We start from the raw sequence: 25193 nt of genomic DNA on the forward strand, positions 1-25193 counted from the left end.
AAGCCTCACATTATGTGAGGCTTGTTACTATTTCACGGCTGTCCAAATTGTCCAGCGATCTTGTTCTATAATAGGAGATTTATCGTAAAGTTTAGAGTGAATATGTTGTAATAACCCAGAAAGTTCATTGTTTGATAATTCATGGAGAATAGAACGACCAGTACGTGGTGATAAGTCTTGAAGTAAATCCTCAATTGAAGGATGGATTTTACGAACTTCCCAAAAAGTTTGAATCGGATTTGTCTGAAAGCCGTTATCATGTAACGAATGTAGTACTTGATTTGTTTCCGGTCTTCGTTTTGCTTCTATCTGGATTAATTTTGGATAGCAAGAAAAGAAATAGCCGCGAATATGTTCTGGACTTCCTGGAATCGTGCAGTCTTCAATTGTCCGATCTTGGAGAATAAGAATCCCGCTTCGTTTTAAAATACGATATGCTTCTTGAAGAAATTTCGGAATATGATCTAGATGATGAATAACAGCTCGCGATATAACAATATCAAATGTTTCATTTGCAAAAGGGATATGATAAGCGTCACCTTGTATAAAGGAAATATTTGATATATGAGTACAGTTTTCTTTGGCAGCTTGGATCATCTGATTTGAAAAATCAACACCAACTACTTCAGCTGCACCCATCATAGCGAGTTGTTTCGTATAAATACCACCGCCGCATCCAATATCAATCACTCTTTTTTCTTTGACATCTACAATGTTTTGTATCATATGTGTCCATGAATCTGCTGCTTGACGATTGGTATACGTATATTTGTTGTCTGAACTATGAAAATCTATCGGCATGTTGTAACCTCCTTTTCATGTATATTATATCGAATTTAATTTGTTAGATTGATTTTGTTTTCTTCGGAGGACAATAAGTTTTGCTTATTTTGAGGAATGAGGATGAGAGCTATGCGAAAAAAATGGTTATTCATGTTCTTTCTTTTTTTATTAGTGGCATGTAATCAAACGGATGAGAAAATAGAACGAAGTGAAAAATTAACAAAAGAAGCGGGGCGTATTATGGAAGAGAATGTAGAAGTAATTGTATCTCTAGTAGGGAAAAAAGAAACAATATTGAAGGATGAAAAAGCAAAAATAGCGGCTAATATTATAAGTAAAGCAGAGAAACAAAATGTGATCGGTGAATTAGGTGAACCCGAATATGTAATTACAATTAAGAAAAATGGACAAGAAGAAAAATATAAAGCTTGGCTTCGTACAGAAGCGAGAACAGGGTGGTTACAAAAAGAAGCGGATCCAAAAAGTTTTTATCTTATATCAAAAGTGGATACCGAAAAACTGCTTTCTTTATTTCCGTCAGCACCTTTAACACAAAATGATGACGAACAACAATCAGCTATAACTGAAATCACTAAAAAAGATTTACAAATTACTCGTTTTCATATTAAAACAAAGGAAAATACAGTGTATTATACGGTATATTATACGATTTCAGATGCATTATATAAAAAGCTGAAAAAAGAAAAAAACTATTATTTTCAATTACAATTTCCTTCGAAAGTACAAAAGATAATAAATAAAGAAAAAAGTGAACAAGTACAAGGTGAGTTAGTGAAAGAAGGATATAAACAATATGAAGTGAACTTTGTTGTTCCTGTTAGCGGTATATCATCATCTCAATTAAAAATGTTAGAAGCGTATTATGATCAATACAACCTAAAAGTATTGAATCATAAAAAAGAAGAGATAGGTGCGTTTCAAAATATTATTCAAATAGTGAAAGAATATGGAGAGAAGATGCAGTTAGAGAGATAATGGTTATTCTAGGAAATGAGAAAAAGAGTGATAAGACACCATCACTCTTTTATTTTGTTTTTGTTGAAGGCTCACTCATGGATTTTCGCGTAATAAAATAAGCGATAATAAGTGCAGAAAGGATAATAGAGCTAATAAAAATATTGTCGGGTAGCCAATCTAAAAGTAATACATGTCCAACAGTATAAAAAATTAGCATAGAAGCTAGAAAAGATAAGGCGCCGATCATAACAGATTGCAGTGTCACCGTTTTCACCTCCTTGCATGTATAGTATTGGCTAAAAATGGAGGAAATAAACGATAGTTTCCAATAAACTTAAAAAATATGACATAATAAGAAAAAAAGATTATCGGTAAGGAGAGGAATATGAAACAAAATACAAAAGGATTATGGGGGATTATTGCAGCAGTTGGTGTTTTTCTGTTGTCTAAATTAAAATGGCATTAGATTACTTGCATCCTAAATTTGAACCACTAGATTACGTACCGTATGAAGAGGAAAGAGAACAGTATCTTTTATTGATGCAAGAGGTAATAGCAGTGTCAGAGCGAAATTTACATAAGTGGGAAGAAGAAAAAGAACAGCATGAAAAGTACTATTCTGCAAATATGAAAACTCATATAAGTATATTCATTTTGTATGTATTACTACTTGTAGTACTCGGATATGCTACATATCAAGGAACAACTATCTTGCAAAATCAACTTCCGACACGTAATTTGTAGAAAAACATTGTCGAAATGGTAAGAACTATTTATACAGGAACCCTTATTTTTTTGTAGAATATTACAAACATTACACTTCTAATAAAGTGAAACTTTAATCAGTGGGGGTTTTCTTCATCCCCCACTGATTATCATCCCTCACCAATCGGGCTTTTACGGGCAGTTTATCTCCCGCCTAACTTCTTTGCTTCCGCTGAATTTTGAGGCGGGAGTATTACTGCCCCAAAATAGCGGGATAAATAAATGTAATATTCATAAAGCAAAGGGGTAAGGTGTATGAAAAAAATGTGGAGTATACTTGGAATTCTTCTTGCCATGGGAATCGCTAGTTACGGCTTAAGCAAATTTTTTATACACTATGCAAGTAAGCCAGTTGGTGTAGCATCGATACCAAAAGTAGAAAATGTGGATGAGACGAAAGAAGTACTACAATTTATCGGTACAACACATGAAAGCTACAATAACTTCTTAAATTATGGAAAAGCAGAAAAGTATACAGATGGAGATTGGTACCATTTCATGAAATGGTTTCAAGAACAGGAGAATGCTTTAAAAGATTTTGAGAAGAAAGTGAAAAACAATCAAATAAAACGAGATGTGAAACGAAGTTATGAAATTTTGAAAAAGGGAGTAACTACTCGGAATATCGAATGTATTGTTTATGCCCATCGTGTGTATCATGATCTCGATATTATTGTAAATAAATATACAGGTGAAACGAACATTTGGGGCTATACAGAGTTTGGAAATGGAAAAGACGTAAAAGTAATTGAACAGGCATTGAAAGCACCGTAAAAAGGCATACTTAGTATGTCTTTTTATTATTTCGCTACTTTTGGGCAGTAAGCCACCACGTCAAGATAGAGAGACAAGTACAGAAGATAGATTAAAGGTTCACTTTATGATGTTTTTCACAAAAACATCATGTTTATAGTGATTAAAATCACAACCTCTATTTTGGGTATCCTATAAAATAGAGGTAGATAAAGAAATAGAGGAGTGAATAGTATGTTAAGTGCAAAAACAATTGAAATCGTAAAATCAACTGTACCGTTATTACAAGAAAAGGGTGTAGAGATTACAACACGTTTTTATCAAATCATGTTTTCTGAGCATCCTGAACTATTAAATATTTTTAACCATACAAATCAAAAAAAAGGAAGACAGCAACAAGCTTTAGCAAATGCAGTATATGCAGCTGCTAATTATATTGATAATTTAGCAGTAATTATTCCAGTTGTAAAACAAATAGGACACAAGCATCGCAGCTTAGGTATTAAAGCTGAACACTATCCGATTGTTGGAAAATGCTTATTGCAAGCAATTAAAGAAGTAGCTCATGCGCCGCAAGAAGTATTAGATGCTTGGGGAGAAGCTTATGGCGTAATTGCTGATGCATTTATTAGTATAGAAGCAGAGATGTATGAAGAAGCGGCAGAAAAAGCGGGTGGTTGGAAAGATTTCCGTAACTTTATCGTCGTGAAAAAAGAAAAAGAGAGTGATGTGATTACATCATTTTATTTGAAGCCAGAAGATAAAGGGTCACTATCTTCATTTTTGCCAGGACAGTATGTAAGCGTACAGCTAAATATTGAAGGGGAAACATATACACATAACCGTCAGTACAGTTTATCCGATGCTCCTGGAAAAGATTATTATCGTATTAGTGTAAAACGTGAGAAAAGTATGGAAAGTCAAGAGGGAGTGGTATCTAATTATTTACATGATCATGTAAAAGAAGGAGATATTTTACCGTTAAGTGCACCAGCAGGAGATTTTGTACTTAATATGGATTCACAATTACCAGTTGTGTTAATTAGTGGTGGTGTAGGAATTACACCGATGATGAGTATGTTAAATACATTAATTCAGCAATCGCCAAACCGCAATGTATACTTTATTCACGGTGCGTTAAACAGCGATGTACACGCAATGAAAGAGTATGTTGCAAATATAGCAAAAGAACATGAACAGGTAAAAGCATATACTTGCTACTCGGCACCAACTGAGCAAGATAAGAAAGCAAAAAACTATGATAAAGAAGGATTTGTTGATTTAGCGTGGTTACAAACTATTATTCCTTCTACTGAAGCAGATTTCTATTTTTGCGGACCAGTACCATTTATGAAGCATATTCATGCAGCTTTGACAGAATGGGGCGTTTCATCAGAGCATATTCACTTTGAATTTTTCGGACCAGCAGCAAGCTTACAGTAATTAGAAAGAACGAGGTGTTAGTTCACCTCGTTTTTTGTTTGTTCTCGAAGAAAACGATTTACTGTTTCACGGCGAATGCCAATTAATTGCCCGATTTCCGTTTGCGTTAAGATTTCATAAATAGGGATATCACCTAAATATGTTGCGAACCATTCTTGTAAACGATCAAGGCGTTCTTTTGGTGAGACAGTTGTAAGTTGGTCGATACGCTGCTGCATCATGCGTAATTTTGTTTGCAGCTGAAGGGCGATCTCGGCATAAGATTCAGGAGTTGTTTGTAATTGTTCATACCATGTTTTGCATGTAATTGGTGTTACTTCTGTTTTAATTAAAGCAATTGCAGTACCATGATATTCTTTTGGTGAGATTAAAGAGTGATGAGGAATTGTTTCACCTGGAACAATAATATTAAATAAAAAAGGTGTGCCATCTTCTTGGACACGAACGACTTTTAATAAACCGCTTTTTATAAAATATAGAGGGCCTTCCTCCCCTTGGCGAAATAATATTTCTCCCTTATGTAAAATCAATGTAAGCACCTCTTTATATTTTGCTTTTAATTTCATTATAGAGGAAGTGTTTATATAAGACTATACTTGATACAGATAGAGGCGACTGTATATATAAATCTATTTTGAAAAAACGACATAAAACCCTTTTCTTTTTAGGTGGACGAGAGCAACTAGTCATGCATAGAAGCGATCAAGACCTTTTTCTGCCACGTGTAGGTCATGTTTTGTTCTGCACAGCTGCGACGTATATGTTGAAAAATCAAAGTGGATATAGCTTTATCCCGCTATTCGTGGGCAGTAAGACCCCCACCTCAAGATTCAGAGAGAAACGTTGTCCAGCTCTAGCGGCTAGAATCTCGGGTCGTTTCGCCCCCCTCGGACGAGGCAAAAAGCACCTCTCTGTCAGGGGCGTGGGCGTCCTGCGATTCTGAGCGAGCCGCTTCCGCTTTTCTAAAGAAGATAGGTGGGGGATAACTGCTGGCATGCGCCCGATTGGGCGGGCTAACCATCAGTGGGAGATGAAAAAGCTCTCCACTGATGGAAGTTTCACTTTATCAAATCACTTATAAGTAGTAAGATTTGTATTATAAGGTTAAGAGAGTGGTCCTGCTAAGGGGCATTTCGCTTTATATTTAGTAGAAAAGACATTCACTTACATAAAGTCCATTAATTATATTGACGAAAGATACCGTATTACAGTAGTATACTGTTTAGTGTGTATGTGTAAGAACGGTACTAGAAAGGAATATTTTTTAGGGGGCATACCATGTTAGATGAAAAAATGACTGATGTGAGGATTTCAGCTGATGCAGTGATACATGTGGAAGAAATGAAGGGCGGAGTTGTTCTATCAGTCGAAATAGATGGACAAATTATTTATACGATGGCTTATGATGAAGAAACTGATAGTTATGCAGAATTATACGATCGAAATGATAAACGAGCAAGACAAGTTCATGAAGATTTTATGGGATGGTCGCTTGTACACTAATGGAATTTTTAACAATCCAATACATGCTGCTTTTCATTTATGAGAGAAGCATGTATTGGATTGTTTTATATATATAAGTTAAAAATGACATACCCCCCTTTCTTTTTAGGCGGATGAGAACAACTGGCCGCGCATAGAAACGGTTAAGTTTCCTATTACATGTAAAACAAAAGGAGAAAGTAGCGGTTATGTTATATTGCTGCATAGCAGCGACTTATACGTCGAAAAAAATAAAAAAGGATATATTTGTAAATTCAAAACAATGAGATTGTATATATAATGTAATAATTACATCGGATTTGTAACACTCATTTCTATATTGTTAGGGCATTGTAAATGTATATGTTGTGTTTTTTCGGTATGATAAAGTAAATAGTAATTTTTCATTAGTTGAACCAATCAAGCTCTTATGGAAGTTTCATTTTTACCTATTTCGGTAGGAGTCTTATTGTACGTTAGAGCGGGATCAAGTAAAAAAGATGCAACAAACATAGGAGTGATTGTTTTGAGGAATTTACATGTTTCTAATCTTATTTTATTATGTGTCTGCTCAGCATTATGTATTATTTTAGGTGTGTTTTTTTATACATGTATATAAAGAAACGCATTCTAAAAAAGAATGCGTTATAAAATGGAACTAATAATGAGGCGTGTGCCGAGAATAATTAAGGTAATACGTAATAAATTAATAATGGCATTACCACTTAATTTTGTATTAATATAAGCTCCCAATTTTCCGCCAATCCATGCCCCAGGGATTAAAACTAGGGCATAGAGCCAGCTAACATTGCCAAGGGAGATGTGAGTTGCTGAATTTACAATTGCAGATAAAAGAACAATAAACATGGATGTAGCAACGGCGATTTGCGCCGGAAAAGCAAAAAGAAGCATCATTGCTGGAACTAATAAGGCACCTCCGCCAATCCCGAATAACCCAGAAATAAAACCTACACCAAATGAAATAATGATAGCAAGAAAAGGTGGAAACTGATAGGTTATGATTTCTCCTTCTGAAGTTGTAAAGGAACGTTTAATAGTAGAACTGCTTGAAAGGGAGAGGGGTTTTAGTTTATCTCGTAGCATGAGTAAAATCGATACGGAAATAAGAAAGACTCCAAAATATAAAGAAAATGATTCTTGATTTAAAAATTTATTTGCCCATGATCCGATGATCCCTCCAGGGCCACTCCCAATAAATAAAATAAGACCACTTTTGTAATCTACTCGTTTATGCTTCATATAAGTAAGGGTAGAAGCCAAACCTGTAAATACGACAGTAACAATTGAAGTACCGACAGCTAATTGTGGGGAAAGGCTATGTAAGCCAATGAGTAAAGGAACAATAATGATTCCACCACCAAGACCAACTAGACTTCCAATCGTACCTGCTAATAATCCAACAAGTAGTAGCATAATATATTCCAACTGTAACATCTCCTCTTTTGTAGCAAATACATCATTCATTATACAACGTTTTGAATGAGAACGATGTGTGTTTACAAAAAAGTCGTCTTCTTATGTAGAAGACGACTTTTTTTAGAAAATAAGATCTAATACGTAATAGCATAAAGCTGCTAATGTAGCTGAAATAGGAAGTGTGATAACCCATGTAATTAACATGCGCTTTGCTGTTCCCCATTTTACACCCTTTACGCGATGTGAAGCACCAACACCTAAAATAGAAGATGAAATAACGTGTGTTGTACTTACTGGTAAATGAATGAAAGTTGCACCGAAAATAACAAGTGATGATGATAAATCAGCAGCTACACCATTTACAGGGCGAATTTTCATAATTTGTCCACCGACAGTTTTAATAATTTTCCATCCTCCAATAGAAGTACCAAGACCCATTGCAGTCGCACACGCGATTTGGACCCAAAAAGGAATATCTGTTGAAGTGTGATAATTATTTGCAATAAGTGCCATTGTGATAATACCCATCGCTTTTTGAGCATCGTTTGTGCCATGTGTGTAAGCTTGCAATGCAGCTGTAAACACTTGGAATAAACGGAAGTTTTTGTTCGTTTTCGTCAGATTAAAGTTTTTAAAGGCAACTTTAAAAATACTATACACGATGTAACCAATGACGAAAGCGATAATTGGTGAAGTAATTAAAGCTTCAATAATTTTAATGAAACCTTTATAATTTAATGAATGTACACCAGCGGCAGCAATAGCTGCCCCAGCAATAGCGCCGATAATTGCATGAGATGAACTACTTGGAATTCCGTAGTACCAAGTAATTAAGTTCCATGCGATGGCAGCAAGCAGTGCTGCTAAAATAACGACAGAACCATTTGGTAAATTAAATGGATTAACAATATCTTTTGTAATCGTCTTTGCTACGCCCGTAAATGTCATTGCACCTAAAAAGTTCATAATAGATGCCATAAGAATGGCTTGCCTTGGCTTTAAAGCCTTTGTTGAAACAGCTGTTGCGATAGCATTTGCTGTATCATGGAACCCGTTAATAAAGTCGAAAGCTAAAGCACAAATGACAACTAAAACGGTTAAAATCAAGAGTGTATCCATGATCAAACTCCTTATGCGTTCTTCATAATAATTGTTTCTAAAACATTTGCTACGCTTTGACAGCTATCAGCAACTTCTTCAAGTTCTTCGTAAATTTCTTTGTATTGAATAATCTTAATTGGATCTTTTTCACGAGAGAACAAATGTTTAATCGCATGTCTACGAATATCATCACATTTTGATTCGTAATCTTTAATTTTAATTGCGTTTGTACGAATATCGAGCAACTTTTTATTAGACATCAATTCAATAGATGATGCAATTTCAATTGCACATTGATTAATTGCATCAACAAACTTAATCATGTACTCATCTGCTTCTGTAATAGAGTACATCTCAAATAGACCAGCACTATGATCTAATCCGTCTAATACATCATCCATACTCATTGCAAGTTGCAAAATGTCTTCACGTTCAATTGGAGTAATAAACGCTTTGTTTAATTCCATAATAACTTCATGAATAAATGAATCGCCTTTTGACTCATATTCTTTCATGCGCATGGAGAATTCTTTTAAATCACTTGCGTTTTTCAGTTTGTACTCCACAAAAAATTGAGCGCCTTCTTTTAAATTTTCGGAAATATTCGTTAACATTTCTGAAAATTTATCTTTCTTAGATTTGAAAACCATATAGTTACCCCCACCAAAAAATAGTTATGTAAAGCATATTGGCTAGTTCATTCTATCAAAAAGCTGTCGTTTTTTAAAACATTTTATCGAAAAGTTTACAAAAACTTAACATTAGACATGTTGAAAAATTAGCAATATTAATAAAAATTAGTGATGTTCTCGTCTATAGAATGTCCTTTTTTATAAAAAGTATGACTAATAAAGAGAGCTTACACTTGACGAATTATAGCGGTATCATGGAAAATTTGTAAAGGTATAACGTACATATATACATTTGAAAGTAAGATAGAAGGAAGTGAATGAATGAAGTTGAACAGCGCTCATTTACAAAAGATACAGGAGTGGTTCAAAAGAAGAAAAAAATTGCGAATTGTATTGTTAACGATAGGCGTTGTTTTCTTATCCATGTTTATCTTTGTGAATATTATGATCACAATCCAAGATATTTCGGCATTAAAACAAGCAGTACCTCAGCCAACAGTTATTTACGATGCAAATAAGGAAGTAGCGGCAACATTGTCTTCTTCGAAAACGGATGGAATTAAGCGAAAAGATATTCCAAATGTTATGGTGGAAGCTGTTGTCGCAGTAGAAGATAAAAAATTTTATGAGCACCGTGGCATATATTATAGCGGAATTTTTCATGCGATTGTTAAAAATATAACAGCAGGAGAAGTTGTTGCTGGAGGAAGTACAATTACACAACAGCTAGCTAAAAACGTATTTTTAACACAGGATCGGACGTTTTCACGAAAATTTAAAGAGTATTTTATTGCAAAGAAAATTGAACGCACATATACAAAAGATGAAATTATAGAGATGTATTTGAATCAAATTTATTTTGGTGAAGGAGCTTGGGGGATTAAAAAGGCGGCAAAAACGTATTTTGACAAAGAAGTAAAGGAATTGACAATTCCGGAAGCTGCTACTTTAGCCGGATTAATTAAAGCCCCTTCTACGTATTCACCTTTCAAAGACTTTAATAAGTCGATTGAAAGAAGAAATGTTGTTCTCTCATTAATGAAGGAACAAGGTTATATTACAGAGAAACAATTTCAAATAGCAAAAGATGAAGGGCTTTCACTTCATCGAGGTGTCGAAGATAAATATAAAGGAAAGTACTCTCAATATGTTGATTACATTGTTCGAGAGGCAATGAATAAATATAAATTGACACAAAATGAAATTTTATCAGGTGGTTATCATATTTACACGGAATTAAATCCAAAAATGCAAGAAGCTGCAGAAGATGTTGTGAATAATGATCATTATTTTCCTAAGACTACCTCTGATCAGATCATGCAAACAGGTGTTGTACTTATGAATCCAAAAACGGGCGGTATTCCAGCCCTTGTAGGCGGAAGAGGACCGTATCAATTTTTACAGTTTAATCATGCAGTACAATTAAAACGTCAGCCAGGTTCCACATTAAAACCACTAGCGGTGTATACACCGGCATTGGAACAAGGATATGAGGTATATGATGTATTAAAAGATGAACCGCTTGAAATGAATGAATATAAACCAAAAAATAGCGGGAATGTATACCATGGTAATGTGACGATGTATGAGGCAATGGCTAATTCATATAATGTACCAGCTGTTTGGCTATTAGAACAAATTGGTTTAGGAAAAGGATTGAAATCTTTAGAACGTTTTGGGATTCCACTGCAAGAAAATGACCAATCGTATGCGTTAGCGCTAGGAGGGATGAGTGAAGGTACGTCTCCTCTTGTTATGGCACAAGCATACGCAACATTTGCAAATGATGGTGTACAAATGGAAGCACATGCGATTCGGGAAATTCAAGATGGTGAAGGGAATACAGTAGGGAAATGGTATAAAAAAGAAATTTATGTTACAGATGAAAAAACGGCACAAAAGATGACGTATCTATTAAAAGGAGTTGTAGAGAAAGGAACTGGTAAAAAAGCGAAACTTAAGTATGTAGAGACTGCTGGAAAAACAGGTACAACACAACTAGCAGATGAATCAAATAATGGATCAAAAGATTCATGGTTTGTTGGCTATACACCAGAATTACTTGCATCTATTTGGGTTGGTTACGATAAAACAGATAATGAACATTTTGTGCCGGCGGGGAGTCAAATAACGACGACGATGTTTCGGGATATCATGAATAAAGCAATTGGAAAACCAATCCAAAAAAGCTTTGATTTATCTCTCATACCAGAAGCAGAGTATACAAAACAATTACAAACCATTGAAGAAGAAATGAAGCGAAAAGAAGAGAAAAAACGTCAAGAAGACAAACAAGGAAAAGAACAAAAAGGGAACTGGATGGATAAAATAAAAGAATGGATTTCATCCTTTTAGGGAGTAGATCCCAGGTTATAAAATAGCCTGGGATCTACATGTGTTATATTAAATTGTTAGTACGGAGAGCATTACTGTTTTAGTCACGACGTTTTTTGCATCGTTTACATTTCTTTCTTTTCCGCTCATCTCTATCACGATCTTGGTTACGTGTTTCATTATCATCATTGTTATTAGCATTGTTGTTATTCTCATTGTTGTTATTGTTGTCGTTATTGTTATCATTATCATTGTTGTTATAGTTCCAGCGCATACTTTGAACATGGAACGATGGTACATACGTAACCTGACCATCAACCTCTAGCAGAATATGACTACTAGTACGGCCGACAACAGTCCCTTCTATTTTCTTCGGACCTTGATTCAATTGAATTGTTTCTCCTTTTAGCCGGTTAATAACACTACCAAAACGGTTTCCGCTTACAATGATAGGGTCTTCATTTTGGTTATTTTGATTATTTTGATTGTCGTTTTGTTCATTATCATCAGATTCTTCAGATTCATCTTCATATTGCTCGGCAAAGCCATTAATATGATGTAACGGATAGTAAACAACACCATCGTCAGATTGTACTACACAAAAATCACTTTGAACTTTTAATAATGTTCCCTCTCCTTTTTCTGGACCCCCTAAATTAACACTTACGTTTGTGCCAATTAAATTTTTAAAATTTCTCATCGAATTTCGAGAATAGTACGACTGATTATATGGATACATCATACATAGTTCCTCCTTAATGGAAATTATTTCTCTTTAAATCATTTGTCGTTATATGATATTCATCTTTACAGGACAAGACCTAGGATACTTGACTAATTTATAAAAAATGTGCGTATACATAAAAAAACAAGCACTCTATTAGATTAAGAGTGCTTGTTGAGTTGAATATTTATATTTGTATGCACACTGCGCTCGGTTTTAGCTAATGTTGTATAAGAGATGACAATATTACCTTTGGCAATAGGTTCATAAGCAAGATCATCGTATTGGCCATTATTTTTGTTATGGACTGTTAGTTCAATAGAGTCGAGGTTTGCATGTGCATATTTTTCTTTGATTTGTTTTGCAATTGTTTCTAATTGATTATAGGAAGTGGCATCAGTAATCACCATTCCCTTTAGAACAATTTTTTCTTTTTGTCTAGTTTGCGTTAGTGGTATGTGATTTTCGTTTATATATAGGATGTGATAAGGAACGGTATCGTCATTTGATTCTGCTTTCGATTTATTGTATTCTCCAATTAAAAAGAGTGCAAAACATAATATTATACATGACATGAGAATAATCCAAAAGCGGACAGATGATAATACTTTCATCAGCATTCACCCTCTTTTCGTATAAGTTCTTTCATTATGAATTATACAAAATGAGCATTAAATAAACGTTAAGCTTAGGTAAAGAAAAGTAAAGATGGACAGTTTTTTGTATATATAAATACAAATTGAAAAACGAAGTAAAACCCTCTTTCTTTTTAGGGGGGACGAGAGCATCTGGCCGCGCATGGAAACGGTCAGAGCCTATTCCTACCACATGCAAAATTTAAAACAAAAGGAGAAAGCAAGTGTAGGTCATGTGGTGTTCTGTATAGCAGTGCCTTATAAGTTGAAAAATTAAAATGGATGTATATAGAGAAAGCACCTAGGGTTAATATGGTTAATAAGAAGCTATAAGATACAATGGAATTTGTAAAGAGTGTAAACGTATAATGAATTGTTCATAAATGAAACAACGCTTTCATTTTATTTTTTTCCAATATATTATAATATGTTTTTAAGATTTAAAGGTAGATAGCGGAGGGTGTTCAGATGATTTCTATTGGGTTAACAGGATGGGGGGATCACGACTCTTTATATAAGGATGCATATGAAATGAAGCATAAACTACAAACATATAGTGACTATTTTCCAATTGTAGAAGTGGATAGTTCTTTTTATGCTATGCAGCCTGTAAGAAATTATGAGAAATGGGCTTTAGAAACACCATCAAATTTTTCGTTTATTGTGAAGGCTTATCAAGGAATGACAGGCCATATGCGCGGAGAAATTCCTTTTGCAAATATTGACGATATGTTTCACGCATTTAAAGAGTCAATCACTCCTCTTCAAAAAGCTAGTAAGCTAAAAATGGTTTTATTTCAGTATCCGCCTTGGTTTGATTGTCAAAAGAAAAATGTAGACTTATTACGTTATACGAAAGAAAAAATGAGAGATATCCCATGTTCATTGGAGTTTCGTAATCAAACTTGGTTTTATCCACAATTTCGTAATCAAACATTACAATTTATGAAGCAAGAAGGTTGGATTCATACGATTTGTGATGAACCGCAAGCAGGAATTGGCTCTATTCCAATTGTGCTAGAAGCCACGCATGAGCAAATGACCTTAGTTCGATTTCACGGACGCAATGTACATGGCTGGCTGAATACTGGAGAGAATTGGCGAGCAGTTCGCTGTTTATATCGCTATAACAAACAAGAGTTAGAAGAATGGGTAGAAAGGATAAAAGAATTGAAAACAAAGGAAGTTTATCTTCTATTTAATAATAACTCTGGCGGAGATGCAGCGGATAATGCGAAACAGCTAATGGACATGCTTGGCATTACGTACGGGAAACTTAAGCCTGAACAACTAAATTTATTTGAATGAAGTGAAATATTAACGAAAGAGTTTCATCTATTCATAATCAAAATAAAAAGAAAAACACTGTACAAACAGGGGGAATGTACAATGTTTTTCTTTATGAAAAAAGAGGGGTAACAATGTTACTGAGCATTTGGTTGATTCATCAATTGTTGGCTTCGTAATAAATGATAATGGTTATCATTATCATTGTCAATAGTTTTTCTAGATTTTATCTTAAAAAATTAAGGTTTATAAAAAGATAAGATTGGCAATCGACCATGTACACTTGCAAAGACTTACTTTAAAAGACAGAAAAACTCCCACTTATCTTGAAAGTGAGAGTTTTTCTGTCATTAGAAACTTATCGCAGTTCTTTTTGTTGTACGTATTGCTGTAAATCAAATGGTGTAACTTCTTGAATAAATTCTCTTGAAATAAGAGATTGAATAAGTGTACTTTCGGTAACGACAGCACCTGTTTTCTTTTTGTAAGCTTGTTGTAATAAACTTAGCTTTTCCAATGTTTCTTTCGGTAATTCAATTGTTAATGTGTCCATATTTCTCCCCCCTACTATTAGAGTATCACTAGAAGAGGAGAGAAACAAGAAAAGAGAAAGATATATAAGGTGTTACAGAAATTATATAAATCCATTTTCATTTTTCAACATCTTTGTCTAGCTCTGCCTCCTAAGCCTCCATCAGTTGGGGGCTTCTCCTACTGGTGGAAAGCTCTCGCCAATCAGGCTATTTAGGAACAGTTATCTCCATCTATCTTCTTTTCTTTGAATCTTGAGATGGGAGTCGTATTGTCCGTTATTGCGTAATCAACATAATCTGTATCCGCTTTTAAATTTTGCATGTGGCAGGAATGGGCCCTGACCGCTCCCGTGTATGGCCAGATGCTCTTGCCCACCAAAAAGAAAAGGGTTTTTAAATGACTATTTTAATCTATATGTATATAAAAAGAAGGTAACTATTTTCAAAATAGCTACCTTCTTTTACGATTTTTACAGCAAGTATAGTTAAGCGATACCGATGTATTTTAAAGTTTTGGATGGGGTACTATGATCAAAAAAGTGTTGTAAAAATGCAATATCTACACCAGATTTATAAGCACAATATCCCCACGTTTTGCGAAGTGTATGCGAGCTAATCCCTTCTAAACCAACTTCTTTTGCCGCTTTATTTAAAATGTACCAAGCATGCTGTCTCGTAATAGATTTTGTTCCTTTTTGAGATTTTAATAATGGTTCATTTCGCTTCCATACTTTTCGTTCTTTCATATATTGTTCGATTGTATGTTGCAATTCTTCATTTACAGCGAACCATTTGTGCTTTTTCATTTTGTCATTATAGAACAAAATAGAATGACGAACATGCTCATTTTCATCGATAACATCGCCAACTTTTAACTGCAATATTTCACTAACTTTTAATCCGGAATTCACAGCTAATACGAATAATAAAGCATCACGCTTTGATGACTGCATCAGTATACTTTTGATTTTTTCTAATTGTTTTTCATTTTGAATTGGTTGTCCTACTTGTTTCATTTCACGCACTCTCCTCTTTTATATGTGTAAAGGAAAGGATTAACTAGTTATTACTGTAAAGGAAGTGTGTGAATTTCATGTGAAATCTTCGTGAAATTAGGACAAATTATTTGATTACTTCCACTTTTGGCAAATGAAAGTAAAAGACAACGCCATTTTCTTTATTATAAACACCATAATTAGTATGATGCAATTCTAAGATATTTTTTACGATGGATAGTCCAAGACCAGTTCCGCCCGTATGACGGCTACGTGATGCATCTATTCGATAGAAGCGATCCCATATTTTATCTAAACTTTCCTCGGGAATCGGTGCACCATTATTTTCAATTTCCACTTTTACGGTTTCTTCATACTCACTGACAGATACTTTCACTTGTTCGCCAGCTGGTGTATACCGAATCGCATTGCTTAATAAATTGACGACAACTTGTTCAATACGATTTCGATTTGCTTGTACATAAATAGTGGAATCAAATGCAAGCTCTACCTGTAAATTTTTTTCTTCGATGCTAAATAATAGCTTTGTATATACTTGTTGAATCAACTCTCCTATCGAAAACTTTTCCAATTCTAATTTATATGTGCCAGACTCAAGTTTTGCAAGTTCTAGCATTTCGACAATAAGGCGGTTCATATTATCAGTCTCTTCTAAAATAACGTCAGTATAATACGTAGTGTCTTTACTTACGCCATCTTTAATGCCTTCAGCGAAACTTCGGATGACACTTAATGGTGTTTTTAATTCATGTGATACGCCAGAGATAAATTCTTTTCTTGTTTTTTCTAGTTGTCGTTCTTTTTCAATATCCTGTTGTAGTTTTGTATTTGCTACATGTAATTTATCAATTCGGTCCTTTAAATTTACAGAAAGAGAGTTAATACTACTTGATAGACTTCCTATTTCATCCTCTGTTGAGATAGGGAGCTTTTCAGAGAAATCAAAGTTTGCCATTTTTTTTGTAACACGATTCATTTTAATAAGCGGGTTTGCAATGATTTTTGAGTAATAGAACGATAATAAAATAATGACAATAAAGACGATAATTAACGCATAGACATAATAATCTTTCAAAACAAGCATAGCCTCATTAACGGGCTGCAATGATGTCATTGCAAATGCAAATTCTTTTATTTCTCCATTTTTGATAACGGGTTTAACAAAAATCTGACTTTTAATGTCGTTTTCTCCGCCCAATGTATATGTCGTCATTTCATTCGCATTCGTTTTTCCTAATGCGACAGAAAGCTCCCAATGTTGGATGCCTTGCATTAATGTATCTTTATTTGCAAGACGAATATCGTTTGGAGAAGGAATATGCAATTTTGATATAGTACCATCAAATTTGTTAACACTATTACTAAAATCTTTTGTATATAGGTTTTTTTTGGTATCTGTAAGTTGGATGCCAAATAGTTTCAAATCTGAAATGATATTATTATTTTGCCATGTTTTATTATCAGCAGTCGTAATTGTAACAGGAATAATCATATTGTTTTTTAAGATACCTTGTACACTGATCGGATCAGAAATCTTTAATCCTAAGTTGATAAACGAAGAATAGTCAGGAATTGTGAAAGTATTATTCAATGGAATAAAAAGTGTATGATTGTATTTATCAACAATTTCAATGTGATAATTTTTATCATCCTTAATAATACCATTGCGATCTAATAGGACGAGTTCAGCGTTTGTTTTTTCATAAAACTCTTGTTTTAACTTTGAAAGCTCTTCGAAGGATCCATTGCTTTTATCATATTTGTTTACAAATTTTTCGAAATTAGTCTGGACCGTATGAACTTTTTTATTAATGTAAAATTTCTCTAAAAACAGTGATTGTCCAAGGAAAAAGAGTAAAAATGTAGCAGTAAATAACGCTGATGTTAATAAGAAAAGCTTAAACACAATACTTCTTTTTTTCACTTTTTCACCTCATAAGCTGTAATTTCCATAATCGTCACTTTATTATAGCAAACGAATAAATATAGTAGGAGAGAAAATCTGTCGCATGCTGAGATAGTTTATTTCAAAAAGTCATATAAAGTGAGTATATTTCTAGGGAGAACGGGAGCATCTGGCCATGCATAGAATTAGTCAAGGCATTTTCTACCATGTGCAAGGTTCTTAGACATGAGGGCTTAGGAGGCAGAGCTAGACAAAGATGTCAAAAAATGAAAATAGATGTATATAGTAGAGGGATAAAAAAGAACTTGCCAGACGTATGACAAGTTCTTATCGGATTTATGATTGGATTGCTGCATCTAATGCGATTTCAATCATTTCATTAAATGTTGTTTGACGTTCTTCGGCAGTTGTTTCTTCACCAGTAAAGATATGGTCACTTACTGTTAAGACAGACAATGCATTTACACCGTATTTTGCAGCTAATGTATATAGTGCAGTTGTTTCCATTTCAACAGCTAATACACCGTAGTCGCCAAGTTTTTTAACCATATCCATGCTTTCGCGGTAAAATACATCGGCTGTTAGTACGTTACCAACGCGGATGTGTAACCCTTTTTCGATGCCAGCATCGTATGCTTTCTTCAATAAATCAAAGTTTGCACAAGGCGCAAAATCAAATCCAGGGAATGTTAAACGATTCATGTTAGAGTCTGTACATGTAGTCATTGCAATAATAACATCACGTACTTTTACGTCTTTTTGAATTGCACCGCATGTTCCAACACGAATTAAATTCTTTACCCCATAGCTTTGAATTAGTTCGTTTACGTAAATAGAAATAGAAGGAACTCCCATGCCTGTACCTTGAACAGAGACGCGTTTTCCTTTATATGTTCCTGTAAATCCTAGCATACCACGCACATTGTTGTAGCATGTTACATCTTCTAAAAAATTTTCTGCAATATACTTTGCACGTAAAGGATCTCCAGGTAATAAAATAGATTCTGCAATTTCGCCTTCTTTTGCTCCAATGTGTACGCTCATATAAAATCCTCCTTGTTATGTAGCAATCGATATTACTAAATATCTACTTCACTTTGTAGTATACACGAAGTAGAGCGTTTACAATAGTGTATTTCTGTTTATTTAGCTATTCGGAGAAATAATATCCCGTCTCAAGATTCGGGGGAGAGAAAATATTTCTGATGGAAGTTTCATTTTATAATTCATTGCACTCGCTTTCTTCCATTGTTTTTACCTTTGCATGCGGCAGCAAAAAGCGCTGACCACGTCTATGCATGGCCAGATGCTCTTGTCCACCCAAAAAGAAAGTCGTTTTTTCAATTTGTATTTATCCTGCTATTTGTGGGCAGTAATACTCCCACCTCAAAATTCAGCGAAAGCATTGTCCAGTTCCAGTGGCTAGAATGTTCGGTGGCTTCGCTTCTTCCTACGAGGTAAAAAACACCTCTACGTCAGAAGCTCCATCCCCCTCACATTCTGGGCGAGCCACTTCCACATTTCTTTGTTGTCCAGCTCTAGCGGCTAGAATCTCCGGCCGTTTCGCCCCCTCGGACGAGGCAAAAAGCGCCTCTCTGTCAGGGGCGTGGGCGTCCTGCGATTCTGAACGAGCCGCTTCCGCTTTTCTTAAGAAGTTAGGTAGGAGATAAACTGCCCGTAAAAGCCCGATTGGTGAGGGCTGATAATCAGTGGGGGAGTATTCATTCGTAGAGAGTGTCTATTATTTGCTTCAGACAACATAAAATAATTGTGCTCTAATAGATGTTTTTGTACGTGTAATAATCTGAATTATGTTACAATTTATTAAAAAATAGATAGGGGATTTCATGAAAAATGTTATTATAGGAGTTATCGCTTTGCTTCTTATTGTTCTTGGAGGATTTTATATGAAAAAATATAAAAACAGTGAAGAAACAACAGGACAGATACAACAAGTAAAGTGGCAACTGCATGATATGGATGTAAATGAAATCGCGAATATTACATTTGAATTACAAAATAAAAAAGGGGCTGAAATTCGCGGTGTAAACGACCATATTCGAATGTTTATTGTGGACAAGCAGTTAACACAATCATATCAAGTGAGCCCAAATTTTGTGGGCAAGGGTTCTTACAAAGCTACTCATCAGTTTAAAAAAGAGGGAGAATATACAATTTTCCTATATGAGGAAACAGGAGATACAACAAAACAGTTTGCTGAAAAAAATATAATAGTAGGAAATAAAGTGGTCGAAAAAAAACAAAATCCAATTGCTACGGATACGGTATTAACGAAAGACATTGGTCCTTACAAAACATCGCTTTTATTTCGTACGTTACATCCGAATGAAGAAGAAACATTAACGTTTCAATTTCAAATAGGAAAAGGCCAAAATCTAAAGTTTCGCTCAAATACAGGAGAACGTACTGAATTGCGTATAGTGGATGAGAGAAAACAGCATTTTCTATACGTTGTTCCTAATAATGCTGAGGAACAATTACAATTTCGTGTTACGTTTCCGAGTGAAGGGATTTATAAAATATGGGGTACTTTTTACATAAACGGAAAGAAATATGAAGAACAGTTTACATTACAAGTTCAGAAACGAAAAGACAGCTAAGTTTTAGCTGTCTTTTCGTTTTCCGATTAATTTTGTTACAGCGAGCATCGTAATTGGTAAGGAATGATTTTTACGAAATACTAAATATTTCCCGCTCCATGTTGGTTTATATTTTTCTTTGAAATGTCGCAGGCCGCTAAAGCTATATGTGTAACGAACATTATTAAAAATGGCTGCTGCAACGCGCTCTGACCAAAAGGATTGTGCTGATAACCCAACATTAGAAAGTGGGGCCATTCCAATATTAAAGCAGTGATAGCCATTTTCTTTTGCCCATTGGAATAAATGAATGAATATAGCATCCATAATGCCGCCTGGTGCATTAGGATAATAACGCATCAAATCAACAGATAATTTACCATCTTGGTATACAGGCATAAATGTTGTAAAGGCAATGATTTTACCATCAGCATCAGAAAGTGTTGCAATGGGCGCACGGTTTATATAATCACGATCAAAATAACCAAGAGAGAAGCTTTTCTCTTTTTTTCCCCCAAGCCATGCATCTGATACCTTTTTTAGCTCATCATACAATTCATCTGTAAATGGCGGTTCGTGAATCGCAAAAGTATAACCTTCTCGCTCGAAACGGTTGAAAGTTGCACGCAATCCAGCTCGTTTTTTTCCTGAAATTGTGAAATCATTCAAATCGACAACTGCCTCTTCACCAAGTTTGAAGAAGTTATAACCAAAATCATGATATAAACTCATCCATTTACTTTCAATTTGATAAAATACGCAAATATAGCCGAAACGATCCGCTTCTGTTAGAAATTCTTCTAAAACTTTACGAAAAGAAGAAGGTTGTCCGATTGGATCACCGAGTACAATAAGACGTTTACCTGCAGGTGAAAACTGAATCATTGCTTTTCCGTCGCTACTGAAAAAGAATTGTTTATCTCCTAAAAAACCAAGGTGACTTAACACGTTTCCACCGTGTTCATCTAAAAAGTGCTGCAGTCGTGTCATATTGGGTGGTTGCCCGGGAAATTTATTTCGGTAGCGATTAGCGATAATAGAACCAATTAGTAGAAAACTTGGTACAAAAAAAGCTGCTGCAATTGCACTACGTTGTACTTGTTTAATATTACGAACAACAAAATCAGGTTTAAACACTTCTTTGGCTTCCGCAAATTGTACCCCAAGTTTTTTGTAAAGATACAATGTAATAAGTAAAAAGAGACAAACCTTTACTACATCTGAGAATGAAATCGACATTTTTTCCCGAACAAATCGTTTGCGAATCATATATAGTACAGTAAGTACAATGAGTAAGATAAAGGTTTCTTCTAAATCAATTCCTTTTAGTGTATTGAAAATCGCGGCTCCGATTAGAGATACAATTGTCATATAATAGGAGCGTTTCGTTCCATGATAAATGCCGTGTGATAAAATAACGAGTAAAATACCAAATGTTAGTGATAAACTAAAGGAAATTTGTACAAGGTGTTTAGGAACTAAAATATGCAGCGCATGAGCGCGTTCAATACTTGTTGGGAAAATGGTGGAAAAAATCACCATGAGTCCTGCGAAAATTGTTAATGCAGCAGATGCCCAAGAACCTAGTTTTCCAAGAAAATCACGTTGCAACGACCAAATGACTCCGGTTGTTTCAAGGGCGGGTGCAATGAACGGATTATCTTCAAATTTCTTTAAAGCAGCACCTGTCATTTCAAAAGCTGCAAAAATTAAACCGAGCCCAAAGGGTAAAATATAATATACAAGGCGGTATAATAACATAGCAGGGAGTAAGACACCTGTATCTACTCCGTATTGTCCGATCCCTGATAAGAAAACAAGATCGAAGGAACCAAGGCCTCCTGGTACAAGGCTTACAACGCCAGCCAAAGCTGCAATGACATATACACCAAAAAACTTATGGAGATCTATGTCAATTCCGAATAGAAGTAAGATGATATACATTACTATACCCGCTGATACCCACTCTACCAATGAAACAAGTGAGTAGAGGACAGTAGGATTTTTTTCTACTTGTTGTTCTTCTTTGCTTTGTTTGCGATTTTTCATTTTGGAAATACCTATGTATAATGGAACAAAAAGAGCAAAAAAGATCAAAACAGGCCATAGCCAAGGTTTTTCATGTAAAATAAATCTTGTATCTAATAGGCCAATAAGGCCGAGAAAAGATAATAATGCTAGTCCATTAATAAAAGCTGTTGTCATCCAGGCAATACTTCGAATAAGTTTACCATTTTCTTGTACATAAGGACGATATAACATTGTACGTATACCTGCGCCAACAAGACCACCAAATCCTATAAATCCATTGAATGTATTAGCAGTCCAAGAAATACGAAAAATCTTTTTAACTGGTATATCTGCTTGTAAATGCCGCAGCATAACAAAATCATAAAAGAACATTGTAGCAACAGCAAATGCGCCGAGTATAACAGCTAAGAAAAATCCACCGGATGGAATGTTTTTAATCGTTTCAACTGCTTCTCGAAATGAAATACCAGATAGTTCTTTGCGTGCTTGAAAAAACACAATTGTTAATACAACAAAGGGAAAAATAAATTTTCCGATTTGTAATATACGTTTCCATGAAAACGACATAAAGACAACTCTCCTTGTATAAGAAAACTGAGACAATATTTTTATTATGACAAACTTCAATAAAAATAAAAAGAAAAATTCTTTGAAAATTTAGTTGTAATCTTTATATTTGTAAACATTCTCTATTCATAAATTGCTAAATTCGAGGCAATGGAGAGCAGATGAGTTTAACAGGTTACAATGGCTACAATTAAAAATGTAATCAAACACATCATCAAACTATCTACATTTCACCACTAATATACAAGCAGAATAGAAAAGGCACTGCATGTTTTGTGCCGCTATTAATGGACGGTAAGACTCTAAACTTAAAAATCTGAGAAATTCCACTTTATTTTGAAGATTTTTTGAAAGAATTTACTTCTTTTGAAGGAAATTTGTTTTTAAAATCGAAAATCAAAACATATATTTGCGTGATGTTATTCTGTCGTTATGTGATAAAAATAGGGATAGTGTGAGAGAGGATTTTTATACTAATACGGTAAAAGACTTTTGCGTATATTTTGATGAAGAAACAATAATAGTGGTAAGAGATTTTGTAAAGATACTGCTTCAGAATAAATACATAACAGAAAAATCAACTTTCAAAATCAGTTCAAATGGTGGGGGGAGAAACTAGTATGTCCAATTTAATGGTTGAAAACCAAACGCAGCAAGTAACTGTTTTTTTGGGAGAAGTAGTTGAAGTGATTACAAAATATGTGAACAATTATACGTTACCTTTATTATTAGAAGAAACACCAGAAGGCGATGAACAGTATTTTGCTGGAGTGTTAGCCTCCATTCGGCGCTTGCTTGTATTTTGTGAAGAAGGCTTAGATGCTTGCTGCGTATTACTGAATAATAAGCCGTTTCGAAAAAATGCAGCGGAAAGAACGCTATATAAAATCTATCATCAAGTGATTGCCGAGTTTTTTTCACCCAAAAATGATCATTGGTATGAAAATAGTCGATCAGCTTATACAGGAAAAAATTCAATTGCGTTTCAAAAGCAACCTCCTTTTTCCGTTGAACAAATGATGAAAGAGTTAGAAGGGAAATTTCAAATGTTGCGTGAAGAGTTAGAATACTATGAGACAGACTATCAAACGAAAATGATACAAAAATATTAACTACTGTAAGAAGTTAGGTAACTCCTAGCTTCTTTTGCTTTTTGAACCGTCATATACGCCCGTAATTTTGAATACATTTTAAAAGGATATATTGATGGAGGTGTCATATGAGTCAGCAAGAAGTGTTCACTGATTACTTTCATGAAGTTGAAAGTTGGTGCGAAAGTGTTCTCCACGTATTAGATAGCCGGGCAACAGAAGTGTATGATGTCCATATGCTTGCATATAAAATTCAAATGCTATTAGATCGGATTAAAGAAAATGAATATGATTACGATGCAGAGTTTGTTTATGAAATTAGTGATGATGTCGAGCATATTCAACACTACTTACAAGAAGTGTTAATGTTTGATTCAGAACAATATGCATTATATGAAAGAAATTATGCAAGAGCTTCTGTCCCGATTGGCGGACATACTTTACCCCCACTTCCGTATCCGTATAATGCGCTAGAGCCCTATATTTCAAGGGAAATTATGATGCTTCACCACGATAAGCATCATCGTAGTTATGTAGAGGGATTGAATAAAGCAGAGAAGATGATGGCAGAAGCACGAAAAACAAATCAATTTGATTTAATAAAGCATTGGGAAAGAGAAGCAGCCTTCCATGGTTCTGGACATTATTTACACACTATTTTTTGGAACAATATGAAAAAAGATGGTGGTGGCAGCCCACATGGAGACTTATCGAGGGAAATCGAAAAGGATTTTGGGAGCTTTTTACGTTTTCAAAAACATTTTACAGAAGCGGCAGCGAAGGTGGAAGGTTCCGGGTGGGCAATTCTCGTTTGGGCACCTCGTTCCGGGCGATTAGAAATTTTACAAAGTACACTTCATCAATTATTTACGCAGTGGGATACAATCCCTTTATTAGTACTTGATGTATGGGAGCATGCCTATTATTTACAGTATCAAAACCGAAAGGAAGAATATATTAAGAATTGGTGGAATATTGTCAACTGGAGTGATGTAGAGAAAAGATTTGAAAGTGCAAAAAATTTACAGTGGATACCATATTAGACGCATCATACATCGTGATGCGTCTTTTTTCGTTGTCTTTCAGTTGTTATGA

The 25193-nt window shown here is 34.7% G+C and carries 23 protein-coding genes; 10 read left to right on the forward strand and 13 right to left on the reverse strand.

Translation table 11 applies throughout. The annotated features are described in order from the left end of the window. Window positions 1-27: 27 nt before the first annotated feature. Complete coding sequence (locus MR076_RS02275) at window positions 28-801, reverse strand: class I SAM-dependent methyltransferase (RefSeq protein ID WP_242217178.1); 774 nt, start codon at window positions 799-801, stop codon at window positions 28-30. Window positions 802-912: 111 nt separating this feature from the next. Between MR076_RS02275 and MR076_RS02280 the strand changes: the two genes are divergently transcribed. Next, complete coding sequence (locus MR076_RS02280) at window positions 913-1779, forward strand: YhfM domain-containing protein (protein ID WP_242217180.1); 867 nt, start codon at window positions 913-915, stop codon at window positions 1777-1779. Window positions 1780-1828: 49 nt separating this feature from the next. On the opposite strand, the gene MR076_RS02285 is transcribed toward MR076_RS02280, so the two are convergent. Continuing rightward, complete coding sequence (locus MR076_RS02285; RefSeq protein ID WP_020060182.1) at window positions 1829-2026, reverse strand: hypothetical protein; 198 nt, start codon at window positions 2024-2026, stop codon at window positions 1829-1831. A 191-nt stretch (window positions 2027-2217) separates the two neighbouring features. Between MR076_RS02285 and MR076_RS02290 the strand changes: the two genes are divergently transcribed. The 3 genes from MR076_RS02290 (at window position 2218) to hmpA (ending at window position 4722) form a co-directional block, all read left to right on the forward strand. Further along, complete coding sequence (locus MR076_RS02290; RefSeq protein WP_242217182.1) at window positions 2218-2505, forward strand: hypothetical protein; 288 nt, start codon at window positions 2218-2220, stop codon at window positions 2503-2505. Window positions 2506-2781: 276 nt separating this feature from the next. Further along, the gene (locus tag MR076_RS02295; protein WP_242217184.1) at window positions 2782-3300 is read left to right on the forward strand and encodes a hypothetical protein; all 519 of its coding nucleotides are present in this window, start codon (window positions 2782-2784) and stop codon (window positions 3298-3300) included. Between the two features lie 213 nt (window positions 3301-3513). Beyond that, window positions 3514-4722, forward strand: a complete 1209-nt coding sequence (hmpA, locus tag MR076_RS02300) for an NO-inducible flavohemoprotein (protein WP_242217187.1) — start codon at window positions 3514-3516, stop codon at window positions 4720-4722. Window positions 4723-4739: 17 nt separating this feature from the next. Here the strand turns inward: hmpA and MR076_RS02305 are convergent, their stop codons facing one another. Continuing rightward, on the reverse strand, window positions 4740-5252 hold the full coding sequence (locus tag MR076_RS02305) for a Crp/Fnr family transcriptional regulator (protein WP_242217188.1): 513 nt from the start codon (window positions 5250-5252) through the stop codon (window positions 4740-4742). A 748-nt stretch (window positions 5253-6000) separates the two neighbouring features. On the opposite strand from MR076_RS02305, the gene MR076_RS02310 reads away from it, so the two are divergent. Then, window positions 6001-6225: a hypothetical protein gene (locus MR076_RS02310; RefSeq protein WP_098915386.1), complete on the forward strand. Its 225-nt coding sequence runs from the start codon at window positions 6001-6003 to the stop codon at window positions 6223-6225. Window positions 6226-6849: 624 nt separating this feature from the next. Here the strand turns inward: MR076_RS02310 and MR076_RS02315 are convergent. The 3 genes from MR076_RS02315 to MR076_RS02325 all read right to left on the reverse strand — a co-directional run bounded on the left by MR076_RS02315 (window position 6850) and on the right by MR076_RS02325 (window position 9392). Continuing rightward, a complete protein-coding gene (locus tag MR076_RS02315) occupies window positions 6850-7650 on the reverse strand; it encodes a sulfite exporter TauE/SafE family protein (protein WP_242217190.1) in 801 nt (266 codons plus the stop codon). A 111-nt stretch (window positions 7651-7761) separates the two neighbouring features. Beyond that, window positions 7762-8760 (reverse strand): inorganic phosphate transporter, encoded by a 999-nt coding sequence (locus tag MR076_RS02320; protein ID WP_242217192.1) that lies wholly within the window; start codon window positions 8758-8760, stop codon window positions 7762-7764. 11 nt (window positions 8761-8771) lie between these two features. Next, a complete protein-coding gene (locus tag MR076_RS02325; protein ID WP_242217194.1) occupies window positions 8772-9392 on the reverse strand; it encodes a DUF47 domain-containing protein in 621 nt (206 codons plus the stop codon). Between the two features lie 303 nt (window positions 9393-9695). Between MR076_RS02325 and MR076_RS02330 the strand changes: the two genes are divergently transcribed. After that, window positions 9696-11729 (forward strand): transglycosylase domain-containing protein, encoded by a 2034-nt coding sequence (locus tag MR076_RS02330; protein WP_242217196.1) that lies wholly within the window; start codon window positions 9696-9698, stop codon window positions 11727-11729. Between the two features lie 79 nt (window positions 11730-11808). On the opposite strand, the gene MR076_RS02335 is transcribed toward MR076_RS02330, so the two are convergent. Further along, a complete protein-coding gene (locus MR076_RS02335; RefSeq protein ID WP_242217198.1) occupies window positions 11809-12450 on the reverse strand; it encodes a hypothetical protein in 642 nt (213 codons plus the stop codon). Window positions 12451-12593: 143 nt separating this feature from the next. After that, window positions 12594-13046, reverse strand: a complete 453-nt coding sequence (locus MR076_RS02340; protein WP_242217200.1) for a hypothetical protein — start codon at window positions 13044-13046, stop codon at window positions 12594-12596. A 489-nt stretch (window positions 13047-13535) separates the two neighbouring features. On the opposite strand from MR076_RS02340, the gene MR076_RS02345 reads away from it, so the two are divergent. Next, window positions 13536-14375, forward strand: coding sequence for a DUF72 domain-containing protein (locus MR076_RS02345; protein WP_242217202.1), 840 nt, complete (start codon window positions 13536-13538; stop codon window positions 14373-14375). Between the two features lie 337 nt (window positions 14376-14712). On the opposite strand, the gene MR076_RS02350 is transcribed toward MR076_RS02345, so the two are convergent. The 4 genes from MR076_RS02350 to deoD all read right to left on the reverse strand — a co-directional run bounded on the left by MR076_RS02350 (window position 14713) and on the right by deoD (window position 18853). Beyond that, complete coding sequence (locus MR076_RS02350) at window positions 14713-14907, reverse strand: DUF3924 family protein (protein ID WP_242217204.1); 195 nt, start codon at window positions 14905-14907, stop codon at window positions 14713-14715. Between the two features lie 465 nt (window positions 14908-15372). Further along, window positions 15373-15903, reverse strand: coding sequence for a tyrosine-type recombinase/integrase (locus MR076_RS02355; protein WP_242217206.1), 531 nt, complete (start codon window positions 15901-15903; stop codon window positions 15373-15375). A 106-nt stretch (window positions 15904-16009) separates the two neighbouring features. Next, entirely contained in the window at window positions 16010-17827 is a 1818-nt protein-coding gene (locus tag MR076_RS02360; protein WP_242217208.1) for a HAMP domain-containing sensor histidine kinase, read from the reverse strand. 318 nt (window positions 17828-18145) lie between these two features. Next, a complete protein-coding gene (gene deoD / locus MR076_RS02365; RefSeq protein ID WP_242217210.1) occupies window positions 18146-18853 on the reverse strand; it encodes a purine-nucleoside phosphorylase in 708 nt (235 codons plus the stop codon). An 803-nt stretch (window positions 18854-19656) separates the two neighbouring features. Between deoD and MR076_RS02370 the strand changes: the two genes are divergently transcribed. Beyond that, window positions 19657-20430 carry a hypothetical protein gene (locus MR076_RS02370; RefSeq protein ID WP_242217211.1) on the forward strand — a complete coding sequence of 258 codons (774 nt, stop codon included), beginning with the start codon at window positions 19657-19659 and terminating at the stop codon, window positions 20428-20430. A 3-nt stretch (window positions 20431-20433) separates the two neighbouring features. Here the strand turns inward: MR076_RS02370 and mprF are convergent, their stop codons facing one another. Continuing rightward, the gene (gene mprF / locus MR076_RS02375; protein ID WP_242217213.1) at window positions 20434-23007 is read right to left on the reverse strand and encodes a bifunctional lysylphosphatidylglycerol flippase/synthetase MprF; all 2574 of its coding nucleotides are present in this window, start codon (window positions 23005-23007) and stop codon (window positions 20434-20436) included. Between the two features lie 620 nt (window positions 23008-23627). Here mprF and MR076_RS02380 point away from each other — a divergent pair. Both MR076_RS02380 and MR076_RS02385 read left to right on the forward strand, forming a co-directional pair. Beyond that, window positions 23628-24119 (forward strand): DUF3907 family protein, encoded by a 492-nt coding sequence (locus tag MR076_RS02380; RefSeq protein WP_242217215.1) that lies wholly within the window; start codon window positions 23628-23630, stop codon window positions 24117-24119. Between the two features lie 107 nt (window positions 24120-24226). Then, on the forward strand, window positions 24227-25141 hold the full coding sequence (locus MR076_RS02385) for a superoxide dismutase (RefSeq protein ID WP_242217217.1): 915 nt from the start codon (window positions 24227-24229) through the stop codon (window positions 25139-25141). Window positions 25142-25193 lie beyond the last annotated feature (52 nt).

Source organism: Bacillus cereus group sp. BfR-BA-01380 (assembly GCF_022663535.1).
In the GTDB taxonomy this organism is placed as follows: Bacteria; Bacillota; Bacilli; order Bacillales; family Bacillaceae_G; genus Bacillus_A; species Bacillus_A cereus_BB.

Coding starts and splice junctions, on each gene's coding strand:
- MR076_RS02385 (WP_242217217.1), top strand. CDS start 24,227: ATGAGTCAGCAAGAAGTGTTCACTGATTACTTTCATGAAGTTGAAAGT.
- MR076_RS02350 (WP_242217204.1), bottom strand. CDS start 14,907: ATGGACACATTAACAATTGAATTACCGAAAGAAACATTGGAAAAGCTA.
- MR076_RS02280 (WP_242217180.1), top strand. CDS start 913: ATGCGAAAAAAATGGTTATTCATGTTCTTTCTTTTTTTATTAGTGGCA.
- MR076_RS02340 (WP_242217200.1), bottom strand. CDS start 13,046: ATGAAAGTATTATCATCTGTCCGCTTTTGGATTATTCTCATGTCATGT.
- MR076_RS02330 (WP_242217196.1), top strand. CDS start 9,696: ATGAAGTTGAACAGCGCTCATTTACAAAAGATACAGGAGTGGTTCAAA.
- MR076_RS02275 (WP_242217178.1), bottom strand. CDS start 801: ATGCCGATAGATTTTCATAGTTCAGACAACAAATATACGTATACCAAT.
- MR076_RS02290 (WP_242217182.1), top strand. CDS start 2,218: ATGGCATTAGATTACTTGCATCCTAAATTTGAACCACTAGATTACGTA.
- mprF (WP_242217213.1), bottom strand. CDS start 23,007: ATGTCGTTTTCATGGAAACGTATATTACAAATCGGAAAATTTATTTTT.
- MR076_RS02345 (WP_242217202.1), top strand. CDS start 13,536: ATGATTTCTATTGGGTTAACAGGATGGGGGGATCACGACTCTTTATAT.
- MR076_RS02310 (WP_098915386.1), top strand. CDS start 6,001: ATGTTAGATGAAAAAATGACTGATGTGAGGATTTCAGCTGATGCAGTG.
- MR076_RS02335 (WP_242217198.1), bottom strand. CDS start 12,450: ATGATGTATCCATATAATCAGTCGTACTATTCTCGAAATTCGATGAGA.
- MR076_RS02380 (WP_242217215.1), top strand. CDS start 23,628: ATGTCCAATTTAATGGTTGAAAACCAAACGCAGCAAGTAACTGTTTTT.
- MR076_RS02370 (WP_242217211.1), top strand. CDS start 19,657: ATGAAAAATGTTATTATAGGAGTTATCGCTTTGCTTCTTATTGTTCTT.
- deoD (WP_242217210.1), bottom strand. CDS start 18,853: ATGAGCGTACACATTGGAGCAAAAGAAGGCGAAATTGCAGAATCTATT.
- MR076_RS02320 (WP_242217192.1), bottom strand. CDS start 8,760: ATGGATACACTCTTGATTTTAACCGTTTTAGTTGTCATTTGTGCTTTA.
- MR076_RS02325 (WP_242217194.1), bottom strand. CDS start 9,392: ATGGTTTTCAAATCTAAGAAAGATAAATTTTCAGAAATGTTAACGAAT.
- hmpA (WP_242217187.1), top strand. CDS start 3,514: ATGTTAAGTGCAAAAACAATTGAAATCGTAAAATCAACTGTACCGTTA.
- MR076_RS02295 (WP_242217184.1), top strand. CDS start 2,782: ATGAAAAAAATGTGGAGTATACTTGGAATTCTTCTTGCCATGGGAATC.
- MR076_RS02355 (WP_242217206.1), bottom strand. CDS start 15,903: ATGAAACAAGTAGGACAACCAATTCAAAATGAAAAACAATTAGAAAAA.